General features: G+C 62.7%; 22 protein-coding genes. 8 read left to right on the top strand and 14 right to left on the bottom strand.

Annotated elements, in window-relative coordinates:
• Positions 1-43 precede the first annotated feature (43 nt).
• The 3 genes from ACTJK4_RS15925 to ACTJK4_RS15915 all read right to left on the bottom strand — a co-directional run bounded on the left by ACTJK4_RS15925 (position 44) and on the right by ACTJK4_RS15915 (position 3,652).
• A complete protein-coding gene (locus ACTJK4_RS15925) occupies positions 44-991 on the bottom strand; it encodes an ABC transporter substrate-binding protein (RefSeq protein WP_232042752.1) in 948 nt (315 codons plus the stop codon).
• A gap of 140 nt (positions 992-1,131) precedes the next feature.
• On the bottom strand, positions 1,132-2,163 hold the full coding sequence (locus tag ACTJK4_RS15920; protein WP_252692571.1) for an ABC transporter permease: 1,032 nt from the start codon (positions 2,161-2,163) through the stop codon (positions 1,132-1,134).
• A complete protein-coding gene (locus ACTJK4_RS15915; RefSeq protein ID WP_260773494.1) occupies positions 2,156-3,652 on the bottom strand; it encodes a sugar ABC transporter ATP-binding protein in 1,497 nt (498 codons plus the stop codon). The genes ACTJK4_RS15920 and ACTJK4_RS15915 overlap by 8 nt, the downstream gene beginning before the upstream one ends.
• 297 nt (positions 3,653-3,949) lie before the next feature.
• On the opposite strand from ACTJK4_RS15915, the gene ACTJK4_RS15910 reads away from it, so the two are divergent.
• The 4 genes from ACTJK4_RS15910 to ACTJK4_RS15895 all read left to right on the top strand — a co-directional run bounded on the left by ACTJK4_RS15910 (position 3,950) and on the right by ACTJK4_RS15895 (position 8,727).
• On the top strand, positions 3,950-4,657 hold the full coding sequence (locus ACTJK4_RS15910) for a FadR/GntR family transcriptional regulator (RefSeq protein ID WP_252692572.1): 708 nt from the start codon (positions 3,950-3,952) through the stop codon (positions 4,655-4,657).
• A gap of 404 nt (positions 4,658-5,061) precedes the next feature.
• Positions 5,062-6,069 (top strand): zinc-binding alcohol dehydrogenase family protein, encoded by a 1,008-nt coding sequence (locus ACTJK4_RS15905; RefSeq protein WP_260780666.1) that lies wholly within the window; start codon positions 5,062-5,064, stop codon positions 6,067-6,069.
• Between the two features lie 4 nt (positions 6,070-6,073).
• Positions 6,074-7,201 (top strand): mannitol dehydrogenase family protein, encoded by a 1,128-nt coding sequence (locus ACTJK4_RS15900; RefSeq protein WP_440818344.1) that lies wholly within the window; start codon positions 6,074-6,076, stop codon positions 7,199-7,201.
• A gap of 14 nt (positions 7,202-7,215) precedes the next feature.
• Positions 7,216-8,727 (top strand): UxaA family hydrolase, encoded by a 1,512-nt coding sequence (locus ACTJK4_RS15895; RefSeq protein ID WP_343660028.1) that lies wholly within the window; start codon positions 7,216-7,218, stop codon positions 8,725-8,727.
• A gap of 6 nt (positions 8,728-8,733) precedes the next feature.
• Here ACTJK4_RS15895 and ACTJK4_RS15890 read toward each other — a convergent pair whose 3' ends face one another.
• Positions 8,734-9,507 (bottom strand): DUF2182 domain-containing protein, encoded by a 774-nt coding sequence (locus tag ACTJK4_RS15890; RefSeq protein ID WP_440818342.1) that lies wholly within the window; start codon positions 9,505-9,507, stop codon positions 8,734-8,736.
• The gene (locus ACTJK4_RS15885; RefSeq protein ID WP_440818341.1) at positions 9,482-10,252 is read right to left on the bottom strand and encodes a DUF899 domain-containing protein; all 771 of its coding nucleotides are present in this window, start codon (positions 10,250-10,252) and stop codon (positions 9,482-9,484) included. The genes ACTJK4_RS15890 and ACTJK4_RS15885 overlap by 26 nt, the downstream gene beginning before the upstream one ends.
• 87 nt (positions 10,253-10,339) lie before the next feature.
• Here ACTJK4_RS15885 and ACTJK4_RS15880 point away from each other — a divergent pair, with 87 nt between their 5' ends.
• Positions 10,340-11,560, top strand: a complete 1,221-nt coding sequence (locus tag ACTJK4_RS15880) for a helix-turn-helix domain-containing protein (RefSeq protein WP_440818340.1) — start codon at positions 10,340-10,342, stop codon at positions 11,558-11,560.
• Positions 11,561-11,596: 36 nt separating this feature from the next.
• Positions 11,597-12,241 carry a Vgb family protein gene (locus ACTJK4_RS15875; RefSeq protein WP_232042743.1) on the top strand — a complete coding sequence of 215 codons (645 nt, stop codon included), beginning with the start codon at positions 11,597-11,599 and terminating at the stop codon, positions 12,239-12,241.
• Between the two features lie 88 nt (positions 12,242-12,329).
• On the opposite strand, the gene ACTJK4_RS15870 is transcribed toward ACTJK4_RS15875, so the two are convergent.
• The 7 genes from ACTJK4_RS15870 to guaB all read right to left on the bottom strand — a co-directional run bounded on the left by ACTJK4_RS15870 (position 12,330) and on the right by guaB (position 19,209).
• Entirely contained in the window at positions 12,330-12,533 is a 204-nt protein-coding gene (locus ACTJK4_RS15870; RefSeq protein ID WP_027677448.1) for a cold-shock protein, read from the bottom strand.
• 269 nt (positions 12,534-12,802) lie between these two features.
• On the bottom strand, positions 12,803-12,979 hold the full coding sequence (locus tag ACTJK4_RS15865; protein ID WP_440818357.1) for a GMP synthase (glutamine-hydrolyzing): 177 nt from the start codon (positions 12,977-12,979) through the stop codon (positions 12,803-12,805).
• A gap of 431 nt (positions 12,980-13,410) precedes the next feature.
• Positions 13,411-13,803, bottom strand: coding sequence for a hypothetical protein (locus tag ACTJK4_RS15860; protein WP_440818339.1), 393 nt, complete (start codon positions 13,801-13,803; stop codon positions 13,411-13,413).
• Positions 13,804-14,114: 311 nt separating this feature from the next.
• Positions 14,115-15,089, bottom strand: coding sequence for a hypothetical protein (locus ACTJK4_RS15855; protein ID WP_316866651.1), 975 nt, complete (start codon positions 15,087-15,089; stop codon positions 14,115-14,117).
• 360 nt (positions 15,090-15,449) lie between these two features.
• A complete protein-coding gene (gene guaA, locus ACTJK4_RS15850) occupies positions 15,450-17,069 on the bottom strand; it encodes a glutamine-hydrolyzing GMP synthase (protein WP_322016650.1) in 1,620 nt (539 codons plus the stop codon).
• On the bottom strand, positions 17,044-17,622 hold the full coding sequence (locus ACTJK4_RS15845) for a hypothetical protein (protein WP_232043003.1): 579 nt from the start codon (positions 17,620-17,622) through the stop codon (positions 17,044-17,046). The genes guaA and ACTJK4_RS15845 overlap by 26 nt, the downstream gene beginning before the upstream one ends.
• A gap of 123 nt (positions 17,623-17,745) precedes the next feature.
• The gene (gene guaB, locus ACTJK4_RS15840; protein WP_232042737.1) at positions 17,746-19,209 is read right to left on the bottom strand and encodes an IMP dehydrogenase; all 1,464 of its coding nucleotides are present in this window, start codon (positions 19,207-19,209) and stop codon (positions 17,746-17,748) included.
• Positions 19,210-19,363: 154 nt separating this feature from the next.
• On the opposite strand from guaB, the gene ACTJK4_RS15835 reads away from it, so the two are divergent.
• Together ACTJK4_RS15835 and ACTJK4_RS15830 are read left to right on the top strand one after the other, a co-directional pair.
• Entirely contained in the window at positions 19,364-20,308 is a 945-nt protein-coding gene (locus ACTJK4_RS15835) for a DMT family transporter (RefSeq protein ID WP_440818337.1), read from the top strand.
• A gap of 154 nt (positions 20,309-20,462) precedes the next feature.
• The gene (locus ACTJK4_RS15830) at positions 20,463-21,002 is read left to right on the top strand and encodes a DUF4124 domain-containing protein (protein WP_232042735.1); all 540 of its coding nucleotides are present in this window, start codon (positions 20,463-20,465) and stop codon (positions 21,000-21,002) included.
• Between the two features lie 7 nt (positions 21,003-21,009).
• On the opposite strand, the gene ACTJK4_RS15825 is transcribed toward ACTJK4_RS15830, so the two are convergent.
• Complete coding sequence (locus ACTJK4_RS15825) at positions 21,010-21,375, bottom strand: RnfH family protein (protein WP_260802530.1); 366 nt, start codon at positions 21,373-21,375, stop codon at positions 21,010-21,012.
• The gene (locus ACTJK4_RS15820; protein WP_232042733.1) at positions 21,362-21,799 is read right to left on the bottom strand and encodes a type II toxin-antitoxin system RatA family toxin; all 438 of its coding nucleotides are present in this window, start codon (positions 21,797-21,799) and stop codon (positions 21,362-21,364) included. Before ACTJK4_RS15820 ends, ACTJK4_RS15825 begins: the two co-directional genes overlap by 14 nt.
• Positions 21,800-21,901: the final 102 nt, after the last annotated feature.

The following is a 21,901-nucleotide window of genomic DNA, read 5'->3' as shown; positions in this document are numbered from 1 at the left end:
GCGGCGAACGACGCTCCGCCACGCCCCTTGTTGCGATGATTCGTCAGTACAGGACGTTCTTGGCCTCGGGCGAATCCAGGTTCTGCTTGTTGACCATCATCACGCCCGTGTCGACCTGCTTCTGCACGGGCTTCTTCTCGATCACGCTGACGACCGTCTCGATGCCCTTGTAGCCCATCTGGTACGAGCTTTGGACGGCGATGGCGCGGATCGTGCCGTCGCGCACGAAGCCCTGCAGATCCTGGTTGCCGTCAAAGCCGATGGCCGCCACCTTGCCGCTCTTGCCCGACTGCTGCAGCGCGCGTCCCATGCCGACTGCCGTCGGCTCGTTTGCACCGAAGATACCCTTCAGATCGGGGTTGGCGGCCAGCACGTCGGTCGTCTGGTTCAGCGCCGTTGCCATTTGCGATTGCGAGTAGAACGGCCCAACGATCTGCAGCTTCGAGTGCGCCTCGATGTATTTCTTGAAGCCGCCCACACGGCCGATTTCAGACCCGGCGCCCGGCACGTACGACATAATCGCGATCTTGCCGGTCTGGCCGACAGCGTCGATCATCGCCTTCGCGCACAACTCGCCCGCCTTCGCGTTGTCCGTGGACAGGAACGATTGGTAGTACTGCTTGCCGGAGTCGGACACCATCGAGTCGATCAGCACCACGGGGATGTGCGCTTCCCAAGCTTTCTTCATCGCCGGCACCAGCGCGTCCGGGTCGGACGGCGCCAGCACGATGCCCGCGACATGCCGGTTCACAGCGTTCTCGACCATGTTCACTTCGTCGGCAATGGCCGATTCTGCTGCGGGGCCCTGAAAGGTCATCGTGTAGCCCTTCGCTTTGCCCATGGCGGCCGTCGCGCCCTTCTGAACGTTCTGCCAGTAGTTGGAATTTGCCGATTTCACGATCACGGCAATTTCACCGCCTGCCGCCTGCGCGTAGGCAGAGAACAGTGCACAGGTTGCTGCAACCACCGCCAGTACGGAAAACTTCTTCATGTCTCACTCCTTGGTTTTGGTTTGAACTTCTCGACTTAGAGCCGCCAACAAAACCGCCCTGGCGTCGTTGCGCCTCCTTGCCGTACTACATGTACTGTCTGCGTCGGCACGCCTAGCCAGGACAATTTTGTTAGCGGCTCTTACAACTTGCGGTTTCTGAGCTGATCGATCCAGACGGTGCCAAGGATGACCACGCCGATGATGATCTGCTGGATAAAACTCGATACGCCGTTCATGTTGAGCCCGTTGCGCAACACGCCGATCACGAACGCGCCAATGGCCGTGCCCGAGACCGTTCCGACACCGCCCATCAGCGACGTCCCGCCGATGACGGCACTGGCAATCGCATCAAGTTCGTACATCACGCCTTCGTTCGGCTGCGCCGTCACGAGGCGAGACATCAGCACGCAGCCGGTCATCCCGGCCAGCAAGCCCGACAGCACATACGTGAACAGCTTCACGCCCTGCACGTTCACGCCGGACAGGCGCGCCGCCTCGGCGTTCGAGCCGACTGCGTAGATGTGGCGACCCAGTGAAGTGCGGGAGAGCAGCACAGAGACGGCAATGAACAGCGCAAGCATGATCACCACCGGGTAAGGAATGCCGGGGAAGACCGTGTCCGGAAAACCGTCCGCCCCGATGTGCGAGATGCGGAACAGCGCGCCGTTGCCGAGTTCGCCGAAGGCGTCCCCCAAGCCCGAGACCGGACGGGCGCCCGTGATCTGCAGCGCCACACCGCGCGCGACCAGCATCATGCCCAGCGTCGCAATGAATGGCGGCAGGCCCATCCGCGTGATGCAGATACCGTTGACCCATCCGCACATGGCACCAACCGCCACACCAGCCAGCATGGCAATCGGAACCGGCACGCCCATCTTCACGAGCAATGCGGCCACGACGCCGGAAAGCGCCAGCACTGAGCCCACCGACAGATCGATGCCACCGGTGATGATCACGCACGTGGCGGCCACGCCAAGGTAGGCAATCGACGTGACCTGTAGTGCGACGGTCATGAAGTTGCCGACCGAAAAGAACGCTGCGCTGGTGGCGGCAAACGCAATCACAAGCGCCACGAGGCTACCGAGCGCCGCAAACTTCTGGATCAAGTCCCGGTGGTGTTGCTTGCGCTGCGTTTTCACGGCCTGCGGCTGATCTGATGTCATTTCAAGCATGTGTTCGTCCTGATGCGTAATGCAGAATTTCTTCCTGGTTTGTCTTCCGTGTTTCCAGGACTGCAGTGATGCGGCCTTCGTGAAAGACGGCAATTCGATCTGTCATGCCCAGCAGTTCCGGCAGCTCCGAGCTGATCAGCACGACTCCGACACCGTCCGCGGCGAGTTCGTCCATCAGCCCATAAATCGCGTACTTGGCGCCGACGTCGATGCCCCGTGTCGGTTCATCGAAAAACAGGATGCGCGAACCGCGATACAGCCATTTGCCGATCACGATCTTCTGTTGATTGCCACCCGACAGATTGCGCACCGTCTGCCCGACGGACGGCGTGCGGATATTCAGCTCGCGCACGTAGCGCTGCGCCACGGCGGTCTCTTCGGAAAAGCGCAGGAATCCATGCGATGAAATCGCCCGGACATTGGCCAGGGTGATATTCACGGCCACCGGCATCGACAACGCCAGACCGTCCTTCTTTCTGTCTTCCGACAGGTAGGCAATGCCTTGCCGGATGGCCTCGCGCGGCGAACGGATCGTGACCGGCGTGTCACCCAGCATGATCGACCCGGAATCGAGCCGTTCCGCCCCAAAAATGGCCCGCGCCACCTCCGTGCGGCCCGCGCCCATCAAGCCGGCAAAACCGAGAATCTCGCCCTTGCGCAACTCGAACGACACCGGCCCGAAGACGCCTGCGCGGCTCAGTGCGTTCACGCGTAACAACACCTCGTCGGTCGGCACCGATTTGCGCGCGGGGAATACATCGTCGAGTGAACGGCCGACCATTCGCGCGACGATCTCGTTGACACTGGTGGAAGCGAAATCACTCGTGGCGATATGGCGGCCGTCACGCAGCACCGTCACCCGATCGACGATCTCGGCCATCTCGTCGAGTCGGTGTGAGATATACAGAATCGCCACGCCATCGGCGCGCAACTCCTTGATGATGCGAAACAGCTGAACGGTTTCGGATTCCGTGAGCGAAGACGTGGGCTCGTCCATGATGAGCACGCGCGCATTGAGCGAGAGCGCCTTGGCAATCTCCACCATCTGTTGCTGCGCGATCGACAGCGCGCTGACCAGCGTGGTCGGCTCGACGGTCAGCCCGATCCGCTGCAGATAGCTGCGTGCGTTGGTGTTGAGCTTGCGGTAGTCAATGAACGGGCCGCGCTTGGGCTCGCGCGCCAGGAAGATGTTCTCTGCCACCGACAGGTGCGGCACCAGATTCAGCTCCTGATGGATGATCGCAATGCCGGCAGCCTGCGCCTCGGATGTCGAAGTGAAGCGCACCGCCTCGCCGCGGTAAGTGATGGCACCATCGTCTGCCGTGTACTGGCCGCTGATAATCTTCATCAGGGTGGATTTGCCGGCACCGTTTTCGCCGCAGACGGCATGGACTTCGCCCACGCGCAGATCCAGATCCACACCATCCAGCGCAACAACGCCGGGAAAGCGTTTGCCGATGCGCTGCAAGCAAAGAATCTCTTGCGGCATCGACGATCTGGAGCTGCTTACGTGCGTAGGCACGGCATCAGCACTGCTCATCGTGGTCTCCGTTGTGTTGCGAGGCTCTGATCTTCCGCTCGACGCACTGGTAAGTCCAGTTCGGAGCGATTCGAGTAAGCCAAGCATTTTTTGGTCAAGCCAATATCACTTAGAACACACCTGCCTGACCACTAGTGCAAACCCTGAAGTGTTGCTGACACCAGTCTAGACAACGGCTGGCGGTGCTCATGCTAGACTCGAAACACACCCATGCGCGGCAACGCGCGCGCCAAAAACCACACCACAATGAAGCAGACAGAGCCAAAGCGGCTTTACCAATCTGTAGCCGCGCAGATTCTTGCGCTGATCCAACAGGAAAAGCTCGGACCGGGCACACGCTTGCCTCCAGAGCGCGAGCTGGCGCAGACGCTGGGCGTATCGCGCCCGTCGTTGCGCGAGGCGTTGATCGCCCTGGAGATTGGCGGCCAGGTTGAGATCCGCATGGGTTCTGGGGTGTACGTGCAGGACGCAAGCGCGGCGAGCGAGAGTGCGGCCATTCCGTCGCTGGGCGAAAGCCCCTCCGAACTGATGCAGGCCCGAGCCGTTCTTGAAGGCGACGTGATCACGCTCGCCACGGGGCGCCTGACGGCGGCCACGCTTGATAAGCTGCAGCGCACCATCGACCGCATGAAGAAACTCGCATCGGGTGGAAAGTCGCCCACCGATGCCGACCGCCAGTTCCACATGCTGATTGCAGAGACCGCCGGCAACTCAGTCCTCAGCCGATTCGTGGCCGAGCTGTTCGATAGCCGCCATGACCCGCTCGCCATGGCCATCCGCGACCATGCGGAGGGCGAATCAAGCTGGCATGCGGCCGTGCATGAGCACGAAGAGATTCTCAAGGCGCTGCAGGCGGGCGATCCCATCGCGGCGCAAACCGCCATGCGGGCGCACTTGAAAGCGTCTGAAGAGCGCTGGATTGCGGGCGCCATTCAGCAAGACAGCACGCAGTAGCCGCGCTCACCGCATGCGCGGTGCGCTCGCGCCCGCGCAACCTCTCCCCGGCACCCACGCTGCTCCCGCCCCAATGCGGCCTGACCAAATTTCGGGCCGTCTCGCCTTGACCCCTTGAAAACAAGGGATTTTCAGCATCAGGGTTTCCCCCATCAAGGAATTTCCCGCAAGATGTTAAATTGGTCTGACCAATAGGTGAGGCCAGTTTGGCATGACCAGTTGCTGTAGACGAAGGCTGTTTCCTTCAACTTGGTGCAGTACACGGCGCAACCAAACCTCACCTCATCCACTCAAGGAGACCGGAAGGTGACCCACTGTTTGCCATCGCCACGCGCCCATACACAACCTCTTCAACGGCTCCGTCAAGCGGAGACTGGCGACGCCGCTTCCGCCGGAGCCGCATCATGCTGACGGTCGTTTGCGAAACCCCAGGCACCCTGCTCGCGCTCGACCGCCCGGTCCCCACCCCTGCTGAGGGCGAGGTGCTGCTGCGCGTGAAACGCGTTGGTGTGTGCGGGACCGATCTGCACATCTTCACGGGCAATCAGCCTTACCTGAACTACCCGCGCGTGATGGGGCATGAGCTGTCGGGCATCGTCGAACAGGCGCCGGCCGGCAGCGCGCTTGCCAAGGGCGACGTGGTCTACGTGATGCCCTACCTGTCATGCGGGCACTGCGTCGCGTGCCGCCAGGACCGGACAAATTGCTGCGTCAACATCCAGGTGCTGGGGGTGCATCGCGATGGGGCGTTCACTGAATACCTGAGCGTGCCGCAAGCCTTCGTGCACAAGGCGGACGGCGTGAGCCTGGATCAGGCCGCGATGGTGGAATTTCTGGCCATTGGCGCGCACGCGGTGCGTCGTGCGCAGGTGCGGGCCGGGCAGCGCGTGCTGGTGGTAGGCGCTGGCCCGATCGGCATGGCGGCCATGATCTTTGCCAAACTGCGCGGCGCGGTGGTCACAGCGCTGGACTCCCGCGCGGATCGCCTCGCCTTTGCAGTGGAGCAACTTAGTGTGGACGCCAGCGTTGCGCTGGGCGATTCCGACGAAGCGCAACTCAGTGCGCTCACGGCTAATGAGTTTTACGACGTCGTCTTCGATGCCACGGGCAATCCGAAAGCCATGGAGCGCGGCTTGCGTTTCGTGGCGCATGCCGGCACCTATGTGCTGATCTCTGTGGTGGCGGCAAACATCTCGTTCTCCGATCCGGAATTCCACAAACGCGAGACCACGCTGCTCGCCAGCCGCAACGCCACCACCGAAGATTTTGAGACTGTGCTCGACGCCATGCGCGCGGGCAAGATTCCGACCGCGCTGAACACGCACCGCATGGCGCTGGCGGACGTGCCCGAGCACTTCAAGACGCTGCTCGACCCCGCTGCCGGCGTGGTGAAAGCCATCGTGGAGTGCTGAGCGCATGACCGAGCCGATCCTCCAGTTCGGCACAAGCCGCTTCCTGCAGGCGCACGTCGACTTGTTCGTGTCGGAAGCGCTCGATGCGGGGCAAGCGCTGGGTGGGATGACCGTCGTGCAAACCACATCCAACCCGGCCAGCGCAGCGCGTGTGGCGGCGCTGGCAGGCGGAGAGGGTTATCCGGTGCGCATTCGCGGCTTGCAAGACGGCGCACCCATTGACCAGACCGTCACCTGCCGCGCCGTGCAGCGCGCCCTTCAGGCCGAGGCCGACTGGGAACAACTGCGCGAGCTCATGGCAACGGACGTGCAGGTGGTGATCTCCAACACGGCCGACCAGGGCTACCAGCTCGACCCGCGCGATGATGCCAGCCTGATCAAGCAGCCATCGCGCGTGCCACACAGCTTTCCCGCCAAACTGGTGGCGCTGCTGCTCGGCCGCTGGCTGCGACAGCCGCAGGCACCGCTGTCGCTGTTTCCGTGCGAACTGATCGAGCGCAACGGCGACACGCTCTGCGAGACGGTCTGCACGCTGGCACAACAATGGGCACTGCCCGCCGCGTTCGTCGATTGGCTGCGCACGCATTGCGTCTGGGCGAATTCGCTCGTAGACCGCATCGTCTCCGAGGCATTGCACCCCGTGGGCGCCGTGGCGGAACCGTACGCGCTGTGGGCCATCGAGCGCCGGCCCGGGCTGGTGCTGCCATGCACGCATCCGGCCATCGTGCTGACGGATGAGCTGGATCATCACGAGCGGCTCAAGCTCTTTCTGCTCAACGCGGGCCACACCTTTCTGGCCGAGCGTTGGCGCGAAGATGCGCATCCCACCGATCTGACTGTCGTGCAGGCCATGGAAGACCCGCGCCTGCGACCGGAGCTGGAAGCGCTGTGGCGCGACGAGATCGTTCCTGTATTCGCCGCCCTGCACAAGCGCGAGGCCGCCGAGGCCTATCTCGTCTTGCTGCGAGAACGGCTGTTTAACCCTTACCTTGCCCACCGCCTCGCCGATATCGCGCAGAACCACGCGCAGAAGAAGCTACGGCGCCTGGCACCCATCGTCGCTCTGACGCGGCAGTTGGGCTTGCACCTCGCCCAGCCGCGCCTGAACGCCGCGCTGGCCAATCCGAATTGAACCTGCGAAGCACCATGTCCGACTCATCCATCATTCTTCTTGCCCCCGACGACGACGTAGCCGTCGCGCGTGTTGCGCTGGCTGCCGGCGCGGCACTTGATGCTGCGGTGACCACGCGCGATGCCATTCCCGCTGGCCACAAGGTCGCGTTGCGTGACATCGCAGCGGGGCAACCCGTGCACAAGTATGGGCAGGTCATCGGCGTGGCTACGGCGCCCATCCATGCGGGCGAGCACGTGCATGTGCACAACATCGGTATGGCGCATTCGTCTGCCCAGCACGCTGTTGGCCACGCGTACCGCGCCACAGTCCCTGTGGACACACCTGCCTCGTTCGAAGGTTACGTGCGGGCGGATGGCCGCGTCGGCACGCGCAATTTCATTGGCGTCATCTCCAGCGTGAACTGCTCGGCCACCGTGTGCCGGCATATCGTGCAGGCAGCTCAGGCGGAGGCGGCGGCGTTTCCCAACGTGGATGGCGTTGTCGCCATCACGCACGGCAGCGGCTGCGGCATGGCCGGTAACGGCGAGGGGCTCGAACTGCTGCAGCGCACGCTACGCGGCTACGCCGACCACCCCAACTTTGCCGGCGTGCTGATCGTTGGCCTCGGTTGCGAAGTCAACCAGGTCGCCCCGCTCGTACAGATGCTTGGGACGCGCACGCCGGGCTTGTTTGCCTCGCTGACGATTCAGGAAGAAGGCGGCACGCGTGAGGCGATTGCTGCCGGCTTGGCCATGCTGCTCGACATGCTGCCGATCGCGAATCAGGCGCAACGCAGCACCGTCCCGGCAAGCCACCTGACGGTGGGCCTGCAATGCGGCGGGTCGGACGGCTATTCCGGCATCAGCGCCAACCCCGCACTGGGCGCAGCGGTGGATCTGCTCGTGCGACACGGAGGCACCGCAGTGCTATCTGAAACGCCCGAGATTTATGGCGCAGAACACCTGTTGACTGCACGCGCCGCAACGCCTGCCGTGGCCGGTGCGTTGATGGATCGGCTGGCCTGGTGGGAGCATTACACCAGCACGCTGGGCGCCGACATGAACAACAACCCGTCGCCCGGCAACAAAGCCGGCGGCGTCACGACCATCCTGGAGAAATCGCTCGGCGCGGTCGCCAAGGGCGGCAGCAGCGGGCTGATGGCCGTGTATGAATACGCCCAGCCGGTGCAGGCGCACGGCCTCGTCTTCATGGACACACCCGGCTACGACCCTGTCTCGGCCACTGGCCAGGTCGCCGGCGGCGCCAACCTGATCTGCTTCACAACGGGCCGCGGGTCCACCTATGGCTGCAAGCCGGTGCCCTCCTTGAAGCTGGCCACCAACAGCACGCTCTATCGGCACATGGAACTCGACATGGACTACGACTGCGGCGGCATCGTCGATGGCCGCCTCAGCATTGCGCAAGCCGGCCAGGCGCTGTTCCAACTGATGCTGGCTACAGCGTCGGGCAACCACACCAAGAGCGAACTCAACGGCCTGGGCGACAACGAGTTCGTGCCGTGGCAGCTTGGTGCGGTGATGTAAAGCAAGTCATGGCAACGCGGCGGAAGCCAACTGGAGCAACCCCGCCACGATCGCCACGACACCAATGCAGCGGGCTACGCGGTCACCGGCGGGCGCCAGGCGCTCCAGCGTGATCGCCACTGACACCGCCGCCATTGCGCGCAGATCCATGACGCCGATCACAAGCAGGATTGCCGTGAAGCTCGCGCAAGAACCGGCGCAGCGCATGCCGAGGCGCAAGCCATATCGCCACGCTGTACTGCCCAGTGCAGGCGCCGCGCGGCACCCTGCAAGCTGCCGCGCCTTCCATGCGCTGAACTGCAGTGCACCGGCCGCAAGAACGACTGCACCGCTAGCAGCCGGTAACGCGCGCGCCAGCACGGGCCACGTCATTTCAAGCCGTGCCACCGCAGCGCCTAGCGCAAAGACCATCGCGCCGATCACCCCCCACACCGCGAAATACCCCGCGCTTGCCAACGCGGTAGGCGCATCAACATCCGGCTTGCCCGCCATGTGAAGCGCAACGCGATACCGCCGCAGCATCGGCAGTAATGACGGCAGCATCATCGCCACCATCATCACCGTCCACATACCGGTGAACGACGCGGCAAAACTCCACCACGTCTGACCGCACATCGGCATCCAGGCCATCGGCATCTCAGTCATGGCCTGCATGGCGTTGCACCACGCCACCGTCGTTGCCGCGCTGGCAATGAAGAGCAGTGCCGAGACTGCCAGGAAGCCGCGCTCGGACACTGCATGCTTGCGTGGCAGCTCAACGTTGCTGAGCGTATTCGTCATGGCGACGCCACCAGACACCGGTTTCGTTGCGGCCCAGCGGCGCGCGATCGAGCCACTGGTATGCGCCCCACAAGCCGTCGAGGCCGCGCGCGTAGGTGGAATACGTGTGGTACACGACACCGTCTTCCAGCACGAACGCGCTCATGCCAGGCCGGTCGCGCACGTAGGTGGGCGCGTCGGTGCCGCACATGCTGGCGAACTGCTGCACAGGCTCAGGCAAGTCGGATGCATCCATCACGTGGCTGCCGCGCACGTAGTTGTAATCGGCGCTGCCTGCGCGCTGCTGGTCTTCTGTGATCGAGACGTTGAAGTCGTAGTTGAAATTGCTGCCCACCGACGACACCCACGGAAAGGTCCAACCCATCCGCTCGCGATACTCGATCAGCTTGGCCAGCGGCCCGCGCGACACCGCCATCAGCGTCACGTCGTGATTCGCCAGATGCGTGACGAAGCCGTCAAAGCCATCGGCAATCATCGAGCACGAGGGGCAGCCCGCCTTGTAGTCGGGCCCAAACATGAAGTGATAGACGAGCAGTTGCGACCGCCCGCCAAACAGATCGGCCAGCGAGGCCCTGCCTTTCTCGGTTTCAAAGCGGTAGTCCTTGTCGATGCGGACCCATGGCAGAGCCTGCCGGCGGCGCGCGAGTTCATCGCTGCGGCGCGTCAGTTCCTTCTCGGCCTTGAGCAGTTCAATGCGCTCTGCCAGCCAGGTTGCGCGGGTTGCTGTGGGGTGTGTTGCACTCATGCTTGCCTCCGTTTTTGGGTGAGTGGTCGTGTGCTAGATTAGGCGCCGACCTCAAACGGTGGGAGTGACAAGTGTGGCGGGATTCGAATGGATTCATTGATCACGGCTGCAGCGCGCGCACTCGCTGCCGGTGACCCATTCGGAGCGCTGAACCGCGTCGCCTTGCGTGACGACGCGCCGGCACTCGCACTGCGCGGCATCGCCATGGCACAGCTCGGTGACCTGGCACGGGCCAAGCTGTTGCTGCGTCGCGCAGCCCGTGCGTTCGGCTCACGCGAGGCCGTGGCACGCGCTCGCTGCATCGTCGCTGAAGCCGAAGTCGCCCTCGCCTCGCGCGATCTGGGCTGGCCCGAAAAAACCCTCGACACGGCACGCGCCACGCTTGAAGCCCATGGCGATCACGTCAACGCTGCGCACGCGCGGTATCTCAGCATCCGCCGTCTTCTGCTAATCGGGCGCCTGGACGATGCAGAGGCCGCCCTTGCGACGCTCAACCCGGTGCATCTTCCGCCGGTATTGCGGGCAGCTCACGCGCTTGTCGTCGCTGGCATTGCGATCCGGCGCTTGCAGACGACATCCGCGCGCGCCGCTCTGGCCGACGCCGATCTCGCGGCGCGCCAGGCCGGTATCCCGACGCTCACCGCCGAAGTCGAACGCGCCGCCCTTGCACTGAGCGCACCGGCCGCGCGGCTGGTCTCACGCGGCGAGGAGCGCGTTCTGCGCCTTGAAGATGTCGAAGCCCTCTTTGCATCAGACGCACTCGTTGTAGATGCGTGCCGGCTCGCCATCCGGCAGGCCGATACGGTTGTCTCGCTCGCCAAGCGGCCGGTGCTGTTCACGTTGGTACGTGCACTGGCCGAAGCGTGGCCGGAAGACATGCCCAGAGACACCCTCATCGCCCGAGCATTCCGCACCCGGCATCCGGACGAATCGCACCGCGTGCGCCTGCGCGTAGAGATCGGACGCTTGCGCACCGCGCTGGGTGCGTTGGGCACGATCAAAGCAACCCGGCACGGATTTGCACTGCAAACGCACGCGACACAGCGCGTGGTCGTGCTCGCGCAACCCGTCGATGAGCAATACGCCGCCGTGTTGGCCTGTCTGGCCGATGGGGAATCGTGGTCCAGCTCCGCATTGGCGCTGGCGCTTGGGGCCAGCCAGCGCACCGTACAGCGCGCGCTCGACGCATTGGCAGCCGCCGGCAAGGTGCAGTTTTTCGGACGCGGCCGCGCGCGCCGATGGGTGACGCCTCCGGTACCTGGATTCGCGACCACCTTGTTACTCCCCGCACCGCTGCCAAGTGACTAGGATGAAGACTCCACAACCGATTCCAGCGAGCCCAACATGAAACGATCCACCGCCGAAGTCGTGCGCGAATACGGCCCCTTCCCTGGCGCAGAGAACGTCGGCGGCGTGACCTACGATGGTCAACACGTCTGGTTTGCTGCCGGCGGCCAGTTGAAGGAACTCGACCCCGACAGCGGCAAGACGCAGCGCTCCATCGACGTGCCCGCCCATGCCGGCACCGCATTCGACGGGCGGCACCTGTTCCAGATTGCCGAAGACCGCATCCAGAAGATCGACCCGCAAACGGGCACCGTGCTCGCCACGATTCCCGCGCCAGGCGCGGGCGGAGATTCAGGCCTCGCCTGGGCCGAAGGGACGCTGTGGGTTGGTCACTACCGGGAGCGCAAGATCCGCCAGATCGATCCGGACACCGGCAAGGTGTTGCGCACCATCGAATCCAACCGGTTCGTCACGGGCGTCACCTGGGTCGACGGTGAACTCTGGCACGCCACCTGGGAAGGCGATACGAGCGAGTTGCGGCATATCGATCCGCAAACCGGCGAAGTGCTGGAGCAACTTGATATGCCGGCGGGCATCACTGTGTCGGGGCTGGAATCGAACGGTGCCGATCAGTTCTTCTGCGGCGGCGGCACCACCGGAAAGATTCGCGCGGTACGGCGGCCCCGCAAGCAGGCGGCATAGGCGCTCTGCGGAGCACTCGACAGCGCGTGCGTTTGGCCGCGAAAAAAAACCCCGCAGTGCGGGGTTTTTTCTTGGCAGATGCGACCGATCAGATCGCTTCAATCTTCGTAGCAGCCGGACCCTTTTGGCCAACGCCTGCAACGTAGCGAACCTTCTGGCCCTCTTGGAGGGACTTGAACCCGCTGCCCTGAACTTCAGAGAAGTGAGCGAAGAGATCGTTGCCGCCTGCGTCCGGGGTGATGAAGCCGAAGCCCTTGGAGTCGTTGAACCACTTTACTGTGCCGGTTTCCATGTTGGATATCCTAAAAAGTTCTGCATGAGCCTGTGCTCATCAGGCACGACAATCAAGGAAGAAACATGGAGCAAAGGAAGCACCGCTTGGTGTGACAACCCAGAACATCGGAGTAACTGCTTGAAGATCCTGCGAGGATGGTTTCTACAGGTGTTCCGTTCATGTGTCAACAAATATCACATAGCGTGCCACCCTCCACCTCCTTGTGCAGGCACTGGAAAGAAAAAAGCCCGCATAACGCGGGCTTCTGTCCATCTTGAGAGAAAACCTCACTCCCACTCGATCGTCGCAGGCGGCTTGCCCGACACGTCATACACGACACGGCTCAAACCACGCACCTCGTTGATGATGCGGTTCGACACGCGTGTGAAAGCCTTGTCCGGTGCGGGTTCTTGCGGTTTTAGCCCGTCCCTGTCCAAGCTCTGTCCAAAAGGGTCAGAGCAAATGAGTATCCGTCTACGTGGGAGCCGATTTCAGGTCCGTGTCACTGTTAATGGTCATACAGCCGCACAAAGCTTCGACACCCTAGCTGAAGCGCAGCGCTGGGAAGCGCACCAGAAGATCCTGCTCGAGCATGGTGTAGCTGGGCGAAGCAAGCCCGTAGCGCCAACGGTCAAGATCTCGCTGGCCGATGCTATCGATCGGTACAGCATTGAGGTTCTCCCCGAGAAACGGGGGTGTCGGTCGGAGCAGTACCTGTTGCGGTACTGGCGAAACTCATCTCTTGGGGGGCGTCTGGTAAGCGAGATTTGTAGACAGGATCTGGTTACGGCCCGAGACGAGCTTCAGGAGTCCGCCCTCAAGCCCGCCAGCGTACGCCGATACCTCGATTGCCTCTCAGCCGTGCTCACCGCTTGCTGCAGAGAATGGCTGCTAGTCAACACGAACCCAATGAGGGAAATCCGCAAGCCATCGAACAGCAAGCCAAGGGAGCGTCGAGTAAGCCGGCAGGAACTCGGCCGCATTCTTCATGCTGCCCGCTTCGCTCCTGACCTTCAAACACCAAGCCCTTGTTGGTATTGCTTAACCGGCCAAACGCCGCCCGAGCATAGTTTGCCGATCGTTCGTGGTAGAGCCTCTCCAGCCAATCGAGCGCCTCCCTTGCAGGAGTCAAGGCAAGCGCAATGTAGAGCACCTCCTCATCGGCATCTTTCGGAAAGATGTCATCTGATCTCAGGAGCACATTTGCCCGATACACCGCCCTGCTCGGAACCGGTGGGAGCGTAGCGCAGAACTTCTGAAATGGATTCGGGCCAGCATTATTGGTCATGGTGCCCTCCTTCGTAGGCAAGAGCCCCATGCAGTTTGCGCTGGGTGCAATCCCAGGTTGCCAAGGTGTTCGACTGAACGCCCATGTAGGCGGCGGCTTCCTGACTGGTGAAAAGCCGGCTTTGATGTTGCTCCAACATTTTTCTGCTCCTTGCTAAGTAGATCTCGTTTGCCGTGCACGTTTCTCGTGGCACTGAAATCAATCTATTTGCAAGGTGCACCTCAGTCGATCACACACCCTAAGGATCTTGCCGGCACAATCCTTGGATCTTGCCTAAAAATCGTCGTGCGATTTCCCGGGTCATGTAGCAGTCAAGACGAGGAAGAGCGTCGGCTTGGTACAAATAGGTCGGGGCGCTCCTGATGGATCTCTCGGAGAATTTTCTTGTACGTGCTCTCGCCAAGCCCGCCCGGCACCTTTGAGGCCACCTCTTCCAAAGTTTCCAAAGCGTGGTTCGCACTTTGCCAACGACTAGCCCGCCTCTCCAGCATTGAGATGGCGTGCTGTTTGATTTGTGCCCATCGGGCGATCTTCTGCTGAGTCTTGACCTTTGCACCAAGTTTGGAGTGGACGCGTTGCCGAGCAAAGTTCATGGCATCTATCATGGCGCCAATGCACCTTTCGAGAGTCTCCCTAGGGACAGCCTGCAGATGTTCCAGGGCATAGCTCAAGCTGGCAGCAGCGCTGTAAGCGAGCAGTGCCTTATCGTGGTTTCCCTGCTGGTATAGCCGGACGGAGCAATCCATCACGAGCAACACCACAATGGCAGCTAGATCCCAGGCATCCAGACTAAATGACAGTTCATCAAGGAATTTCAGCCGATACCGGGACCGATCCTCACCTGGCACCTCGGCGAGGGCTTTTCCTATTGGGGAGCTAGAACCAATGCCGGAGGCCACGCCGTCAAGCAAAGGACTGAGCGGGACGGCATCGGCAGCGACCAGTTCGGGGAGGCCTCGAAGAACACCAAGTACATCGGATAGCGTAGCTTCACTCGGAGCGGCGGCAGTTGCTTGCACCGCTTTGAGAATGATTGAAGCAATGGCCGTTGCAAGTGCAGTGGGATCTGCGAGCAGCGTACGGCTGAATCGGTCCCGCTTCATCGCGTCTACAGGGGGAAGGTTCCGCCCAATCAATATCTGAAGCGCTCGCTGAAGAGGCAATACCAGTGCGGGCAAAGGTGGGAGCCCCAAAGCTCCGACCGCCGCCAGCGGGTCACGGTCCAACATTTCGAGGTCCAGCCATTCAAACGGCCTCTGCTCGACTGGCGAAGTGCTCATATCCATGAAATCTGTTGCGTAGAGCCATCTCGTTACCACTCAGCCCATTGGTACAGCATGGGGCTGGAATGAGAGGGCGGCGTTCGATTGGTGAGGATGGGGCAATATCCCAAACGGCGATCGATGGAAGTGCTGGTTGAAGCATCGCCCTCGCCTGCTTACGCCCTTCGCCGATCCACCAGCGTTGGCAAAAGCCTTAGAATGCAAAAACGGCTTGGCAATCACCAAGCCGTTCTTGTCCAAATCTTGTCCAAATTTGAGCTTGGACAGAGGACGAACTGAACCAAAAACCCTGTGCCGGGCGATTTGGGCACCACTGAATGTTGGGCTAGACAGGTGGCTTAACCCATTGATTTATCGGAGTTTTCACTCCCATTCGATCGTCGCAGGCGGCTTGCCCGACACGTCATACACGACTCGGCTCAAACCACGCACCTCGTTGATGATGCGGTTCGACACGCGGCCGAGCAGCGTGTACGGCAGATGCGCCCAGTGCGCGGTCATGAAGTCAGTGGTCTGCACTGCACGCAGCGCCGTCACGTAGTCATACGTACGGCCATCGCCCATCACGCCGACGGACTTGATCGGCAGAAACACCGCAAACGCCTGGCTGGTCAGGTCGTACCAGCTCTTGCCAACGTCGCCCTCGACGCAAAGGCCGGCAGCGGCGTCCTGTGCCGTGGCCTTGGTGCCGCGCAATTCCTCAATGAAGATCGCATCGGCACGGCGCAGCAGGTCTGCGTATTCTCGCTTGACCTCGCCCAGGATACGCACGCCCAGACCCGGGCCCGGGAACGGATGGCGATACACCATTTCGTGCGGCAGGCCCAGCGCCACGCCCAGCTCACGGACTTCATCCTTGAACAAGTCGCGCAGCGGCTCGAGCAACTTCAGCCCCAGCGTCTCCGGCAGGCCGCCCACGTTGTGGTGGCTCTTGATCGTGGTTGCCTTCTTGGTCTTGGTGCCGCCCGATTCCACCACGTCCGGGTAGATCGTGCCCTGCGCCAACCACTTGGCATTGCTGAGCTTCTTGGCTTCGGCCTGGAACACCTCAACGAACTCGCGGCCGATGATCTTGCGCTTGGCCTCCGGGTCCGTCACGCCAGCCAGATGGCCGAGGAACTGCTCCGACGCATCCACGTGCACGACCTTGGCGTGCAGGCGGCCGGCGAACATGTCCATGACCATCTTGCCTTCGTCCAGGCGCAGCAGGCCGTGGTCGACAAACACGCAGGTGAGCTGGTCGCCAATGGCGCGGTGGATCAGCGCCGCTGCCACCGACGAATCAACACCGCCCGACAGGCCGAGGATCACCTCCTCATCGCCCACCTGCTCGCGGATGGCCTTGACGGCTTCGTCGATGTGGTCGCGCATGACCCAGTCGGCCTTGGCACCGGCAATTTCCAGCACAAAGCGCTCGAGCAGGGCGCGGCCCTGCACGGTATGCGTGACTTCCGGGTGGAACTGCACGGCGTAATAGCCGCGCGCCTCATCGGCCATGCCGGCAACCGGGCAGCTCGGCGTCGACGCCATCAGCTTGAAGCCGGGCGGCAGTTCCGTGACCTTGTCGCCGTGGCTCATCCAGACCTTGAGCATGCCGTGGCCTTCCGGCGTGGCGAAGTCCTGGATGTCCTTGAGCAGGCGGGTGTGACCATGCGCGCGCACTTCGGCGTAACCGAATTCGCGGTGGTCGCTCCACTCCACCTTGCCGCCCAATTGCACGGCCATGGTCTGCATGCCGTAGCAGATGCCGAGCACCGGCACACCCAGGTCCCACACGGCCTGCGGGGCGCGCAGCTGGTGGTCTTCGTACGTGCTGGCGTGGCTGCCGGACAGGATGATCGCCTTGGGCGCGAACTCGCGCACGAAGGCGTCGGACACGTCGTTCGGGTGAATCTCGCAGTAGACGTGTGCTTCACGCACGCGCCGCGCAATCAGTTGCGTGACCTGCGAGCCGAAATCAAGGATGAGGACTTTGTCGTGCATGTTGTGGAGGAATGGAATCGGCAATCGTGTCGACTTCAGTGCCAGGGCCGTAGCCCGGGGGCGGCATGTAGCCAGGTTCTTTGCGTTGCACCTTTTCTGCGCGTTCGCGTTCGCGCGCGGCCGCGGCGTCTTCACGGGCCTTCTGTGCGCGCACGCGCTCATTGGTGCGCACGCGGCGCGAGGCGGGAATCTGCACGGCAGAAAACGCCGCCAGCACCGCAGCAAACGTCGGCAGCCAGATGCGGCCGGCGCCATCCACCGGCAAGTGGAAAAACAGCAGCCAGGCAATCACCAGCACGGCGACAGCCAGGTTCACATGACCGACCACCTGTGCCACGGCGGTGGTCAGTTGGCCGTTGACGGTGGCGTGCCACAGCAGCCAGGCCACGCCAATCAGCGTGACGCCGAGCAGTTGGCCGTACATCGCCGGCTCCGGCTGCGGCAATTGCAGCGCGCCAAAGATGGACGTCATCGGTGAAGCCAGCAGGACGAGACCGACGCACAGTGCGACAGCCGCATCCAGAAACAGAACGAGTCGCAAAAGCGCTTTCATCATCGTCTCCAGTTGCGGGCGGCCGCCCGTGCTTCGACCGCCGGTTGATTCAGCCGGAGCGCCCGCGCACCCCGGCGGCAGTACTGCTTGCCTTCTATCTTGTTTGTGCTGATCAACAACCGATCAGTCGCGGTGATAGTTCGGCGCTTCCTTCGTGATCTGCACGTCGTGCACGTGCGATTCGTTCATGCCAGCGGCGGTGATCTCGACGAACTGCGCCTTCTCGTGCCATTCGGCAATCGAGGCGCAACCGCAGTAGCCCATCGACGAGCGGACGCCGCCCGTGAGCTGATGCACGATCGGCAACGCTGAGCCCTTGTACGGCACGCGGCCCTCGATACCTTCCGGCACCAGCTTGTCGACGTTGGCGGTGTTGTCTTCCTGGAAGTAACGGTCGGCAGCGCCGTCCTTCATCGCGCCCACCGAGCCCATGCCGCGGTAGCTCTTGTACGAGCGACCCTGGAACAGGAACACCTCACCCGGGGATTCGTCCGTACCGGCAAACATGCCGCCCATCATCACGGTGTGTGCGCCGGCAGCCAGGGCCTTGGCGACATCGCCCGAGTAACGGATACCGCCGTCAGCGATGAGCGGAACGCCGGTGCCCTTCAGGGCCTCGGCCACATTCGACACGGCAAAGATTTGCGGCACGCCCACGCCTGCCACGATCCGCGTCGTGCAGATCGAGCCCGGGCCAATGCCAACCTTGACGCCGTCCGCGCCGTGGTCGACCAGCGCCCTGGCTGCGTCGCCGGTGGCGATGTTGCCGCCAATCACCTGCACTTGCGGGTAGTTGTCCTTGATCCAGCGCACACGGCTGAGCACGCCCTGGCTGTGGCCGTGCGCGGTGTCGACCACGATCACGTCCACGCCGGCCTTGACCAGCAGATCGATACGCAGATCGTTGTCCGGGCCCACGCCCACCGCCGCACCCACGCGCAGCGAACCGCGTTCGTCCTTCGAGGCCAGCGGGTATTCGGTAGCCTTCTGAATATCCTTGACGGTGATCAGGCCGCGCAGCTCGAAGGCCTCGCCCACCACCAGCACACGCTCCAGGCGGTGCTTGTTCATCAGGCGCTTGGCCTCTTCCAGCGTGGCGCCTTCCTTGACGGTGACGAGCTTCTCACGCGGCGTCATCTTGGCGCGCACCGGGGCGTCCAGTTCTTCTTCGAAACGCAGGTCGCGGTTGGTGATGATGCCCACCACCTTCTTGCCTTCCAGCACCGGGAAACCCGAGATGCCATGCTGTGCCGACAGCGCCATCACGTCGCGGACCTTCATGTCCGGACCAATGGTGATCGGGTCGCGCAGCACGCCCGATTCAAAGCGCTTGACCTTGGCGACTTCGCGCGCCTGTTCTTCGGGCTTCAGGTTCTTGTGGACGATACCGATGCCACCTTGCTGCGCCATGGCGATGGCGAGCCGCGCTTCCGTAACCGTATCCATGGCGGCGGAGACGAGCGGAATGGCGAGTTCGATCGAACGGGTGAGCTTGGTGCGAAGGGACGTATCGCGGGGCAGGACGGCCGAATAGGCCGGGACGAGCAGCACATCATCGAACGTGAGTGCTTTCTGGACAAGACGCATAGCAATTTCCTCTAGGCGCAAAATCGGATTATACGGGAATTCGCCCCACGGTTGTAGAGACCCGTGCTATGCTCGATAAATTTTTCTTCGCGCACGCACCTCCAGCGCCCTGCGCCGCCAGCAGCCGCGCAGAATCAGCCTCGCGAGTGTTCGAATGGGAATTGGCGTATTGTGCGCCTTGCTGGCCGGGGCGATGTGGGGCATGGTGTTTATTGCGCCCCGCGCGCTGCCCGCGTTTTCACCGTGGGAACTGACCCTCGGCCGCTATCTCGCCTACGGCGTCATCGCAGCCGTTGCCGCTGCCCCGATCCTTCCCCGCATTGCCCGCAAGATTACCCGCGCCGATTGCCTGGCGCTGGTCATGCAATCCTGCAGCGGCAATCTGGTTTACTTCGTTTTCGTGGCGTTTGGCGTGCAACTGGCTGGCGTTGCACCCACCTCCCTCATCGTCGGCATCCTGCCCATCACAGTGACGATGCTTGGCCGGCGCGATCACGGCGCCGTGCCGCTCTCCCGGCTGATCTGGCCGCTACTGGTTGTCGCTGCGGGCATCGCCTGCATCAACGTCGACCTGTTCGGCCATGAATCGGCAACGGCAGCCACCAACGCCCGGCCGGTCTGGCAACGCATTGCCGGCATCGCTTGTGCCGTGGGCGCGCTTTGCAGCTGGACTTGGTACGCCGTGGACAATGCCCGCTACCTGCAGCGCAATCCGCATTTCTCCAGCAACGAATGGTCTGCGTTGTACGGCATTTCCAGCGGCATTCTGTCGGCGGCCTTGACCTTGGTGGCCCTGCTCGCGGTTGGTACGAGCTGGATGCATGCCGGCGGGCGCGTCTGGGGCACGTTCTGGGCGGTCAATGCCGCCGTGGCACTCGGCGCGTCGCTGATCGGCAACAACCTGTGGAACATCGCCTCCCGACGGCTACCGCTCACGCTGTCGGGCCAGATGATCGTGTTCGAGACGCTGTTCGCGCTGGCATATGGCTTCGTGTACGACGGCCGCTGGCCGCGTCCGCTTGAGATCGCCGCAATCGCCTTGCTGATTGCGGGTGTCGGCTGGTCGGTCCGCTTGCACGCCAACGACAAGTCTGCATAAACTGGGCGCCTTGCCGGGGGGCGAGTCGACAGGCCAAGCCAGGCCGTCGGCCTAAATTGGCGAGTGGCGATCACGCCACCGGGCTCCCGTGCGCGTCGAGGGGCCGTCGTCGGGTCGGCCAGCGCGCCGTCGGCAGTCCACGAACGAGAACTTCATGAAACGACTGCACGTCCTGTTACCTGCCACCGCTGCCCTGATCGCCCTTGCCTGCCCGGTTGCCCAGGCGCAATGGGCCTGGCAATGGCGCGATGACAAGGGCCACATGGTCTACAGCGACGCCGCACCGCCGCCGTCAGTGCCGCCCAGCCGCATCATCCGCAACCCGAACAGCCGTACGGCTACTGCGTATGAAGCCCTTTCTGCGCCGGCCTCTGGCGTTAAAGCGGTGGACGCGAACGGGGCAGCCAAACCCGGCCAGCCAGCCTCGGGCGTCGCGGCATCCAACCCCGATGAAGAGCTGCGCAAACGTCTGTCCGATCGCGCCAAGAAAGAACAGGACGAAGCCAGGCAGGCAGAGGCTGCCCAGCGCAAACAAGCCGAATGCGCACGCCTGCGCAACGAAACCACGTATATGCAGGATGGCCGCCGCGTCGGCTCAGTGCAGGCCGACGGCTCGATCGCCTATATGGATGACAACCAGCGCGCCGCAGCCGTCCAGCGCAACCAGGCTGCCCTGAGCGCCAACTGCAACTGATTGCCCGTTACTCGAGGACGTCGTCTTTGGGCGGCGCCTCGTTGCGCAGCCACTTCAGCCCCTCGCGCGTGCCAGTGGCCCGCACCTTCTGCACGCGCCGCCGGCGTGCGGTTTTTGGATCGGCGATCAGCGGTCCCAGTATTTCTATCCGGTCACGTGCGTGCAACGGTGCATCGGGCGTCTTGCGCTTGCCGTAGATGCCCAGGCGGCAGGTATCGATCGTCAGCTCCAAGCCATCGAGCAGGCCAGAGGCACGCACAGCGTCAGCCACCGTCGCCTGCGCCGCCACCTGCACGTTGACAAGCCGCGGCGGCGTGACCGTCGCCAGGCAGACCATCACGTCGATCACGTTGTCGGACTCAGGATTCGCCATACACCGTCTCAGCGCGTTTGACGAACGAATCGACGAAGGTGTTGGCAATCATGCTGAACACCGGCCCGATCAGCTTTTCCAGAATCACGCTGGAAAATTCGTAATGCAGGTGGAAGTTGATCTTGCAGGCGTCCGCGCGCAGCGGCGTGAAGACCCAGAAACCGGTAAACGACTTGAAAGGCCCGTCTGCGAACGTCATATCAATGCGGGTGGGTCGCGTTTGCACGTTACGCGTGCGAAAGAACTGGTGGATGCCCTTGAAGGCAATATCCACGCGCGCGTCGAGTGACGTTTCGGTCTGCTCGTAGATTTCCACGCCGCCGCACCACGGCAGGAAGTTCGGATAGTCCTTGACGTCGGTGACCAGGTCGAACATCTGTTCGGCCGAGTAGCCAATCAACACGGTTTTTTCAACGTCTGCCATGCGTCATCCGAAAGCTTTGCGCGCCGCGTCCCGGTTTGGATTGCGGCGGATTTGTTAAACTCGCCATTTTATCGCAGCGCATGCAGGGATCGTCACCCCAAG

It is taken from the genome of Ralstonia sp. 22111 (genome assembly GCF_052045895.1).
Lineage (GTDB): Bacteria > Pseudomonadota > Gammaproteobacteria > Burkholderiales > Burkholderiaceae > Ralstonia > Ralstonia wenshanensis.
Note: the sequence above shows the minus strand (reverse complement) of the source record. Positions and strands in the feature narration are given on the sequence as shown.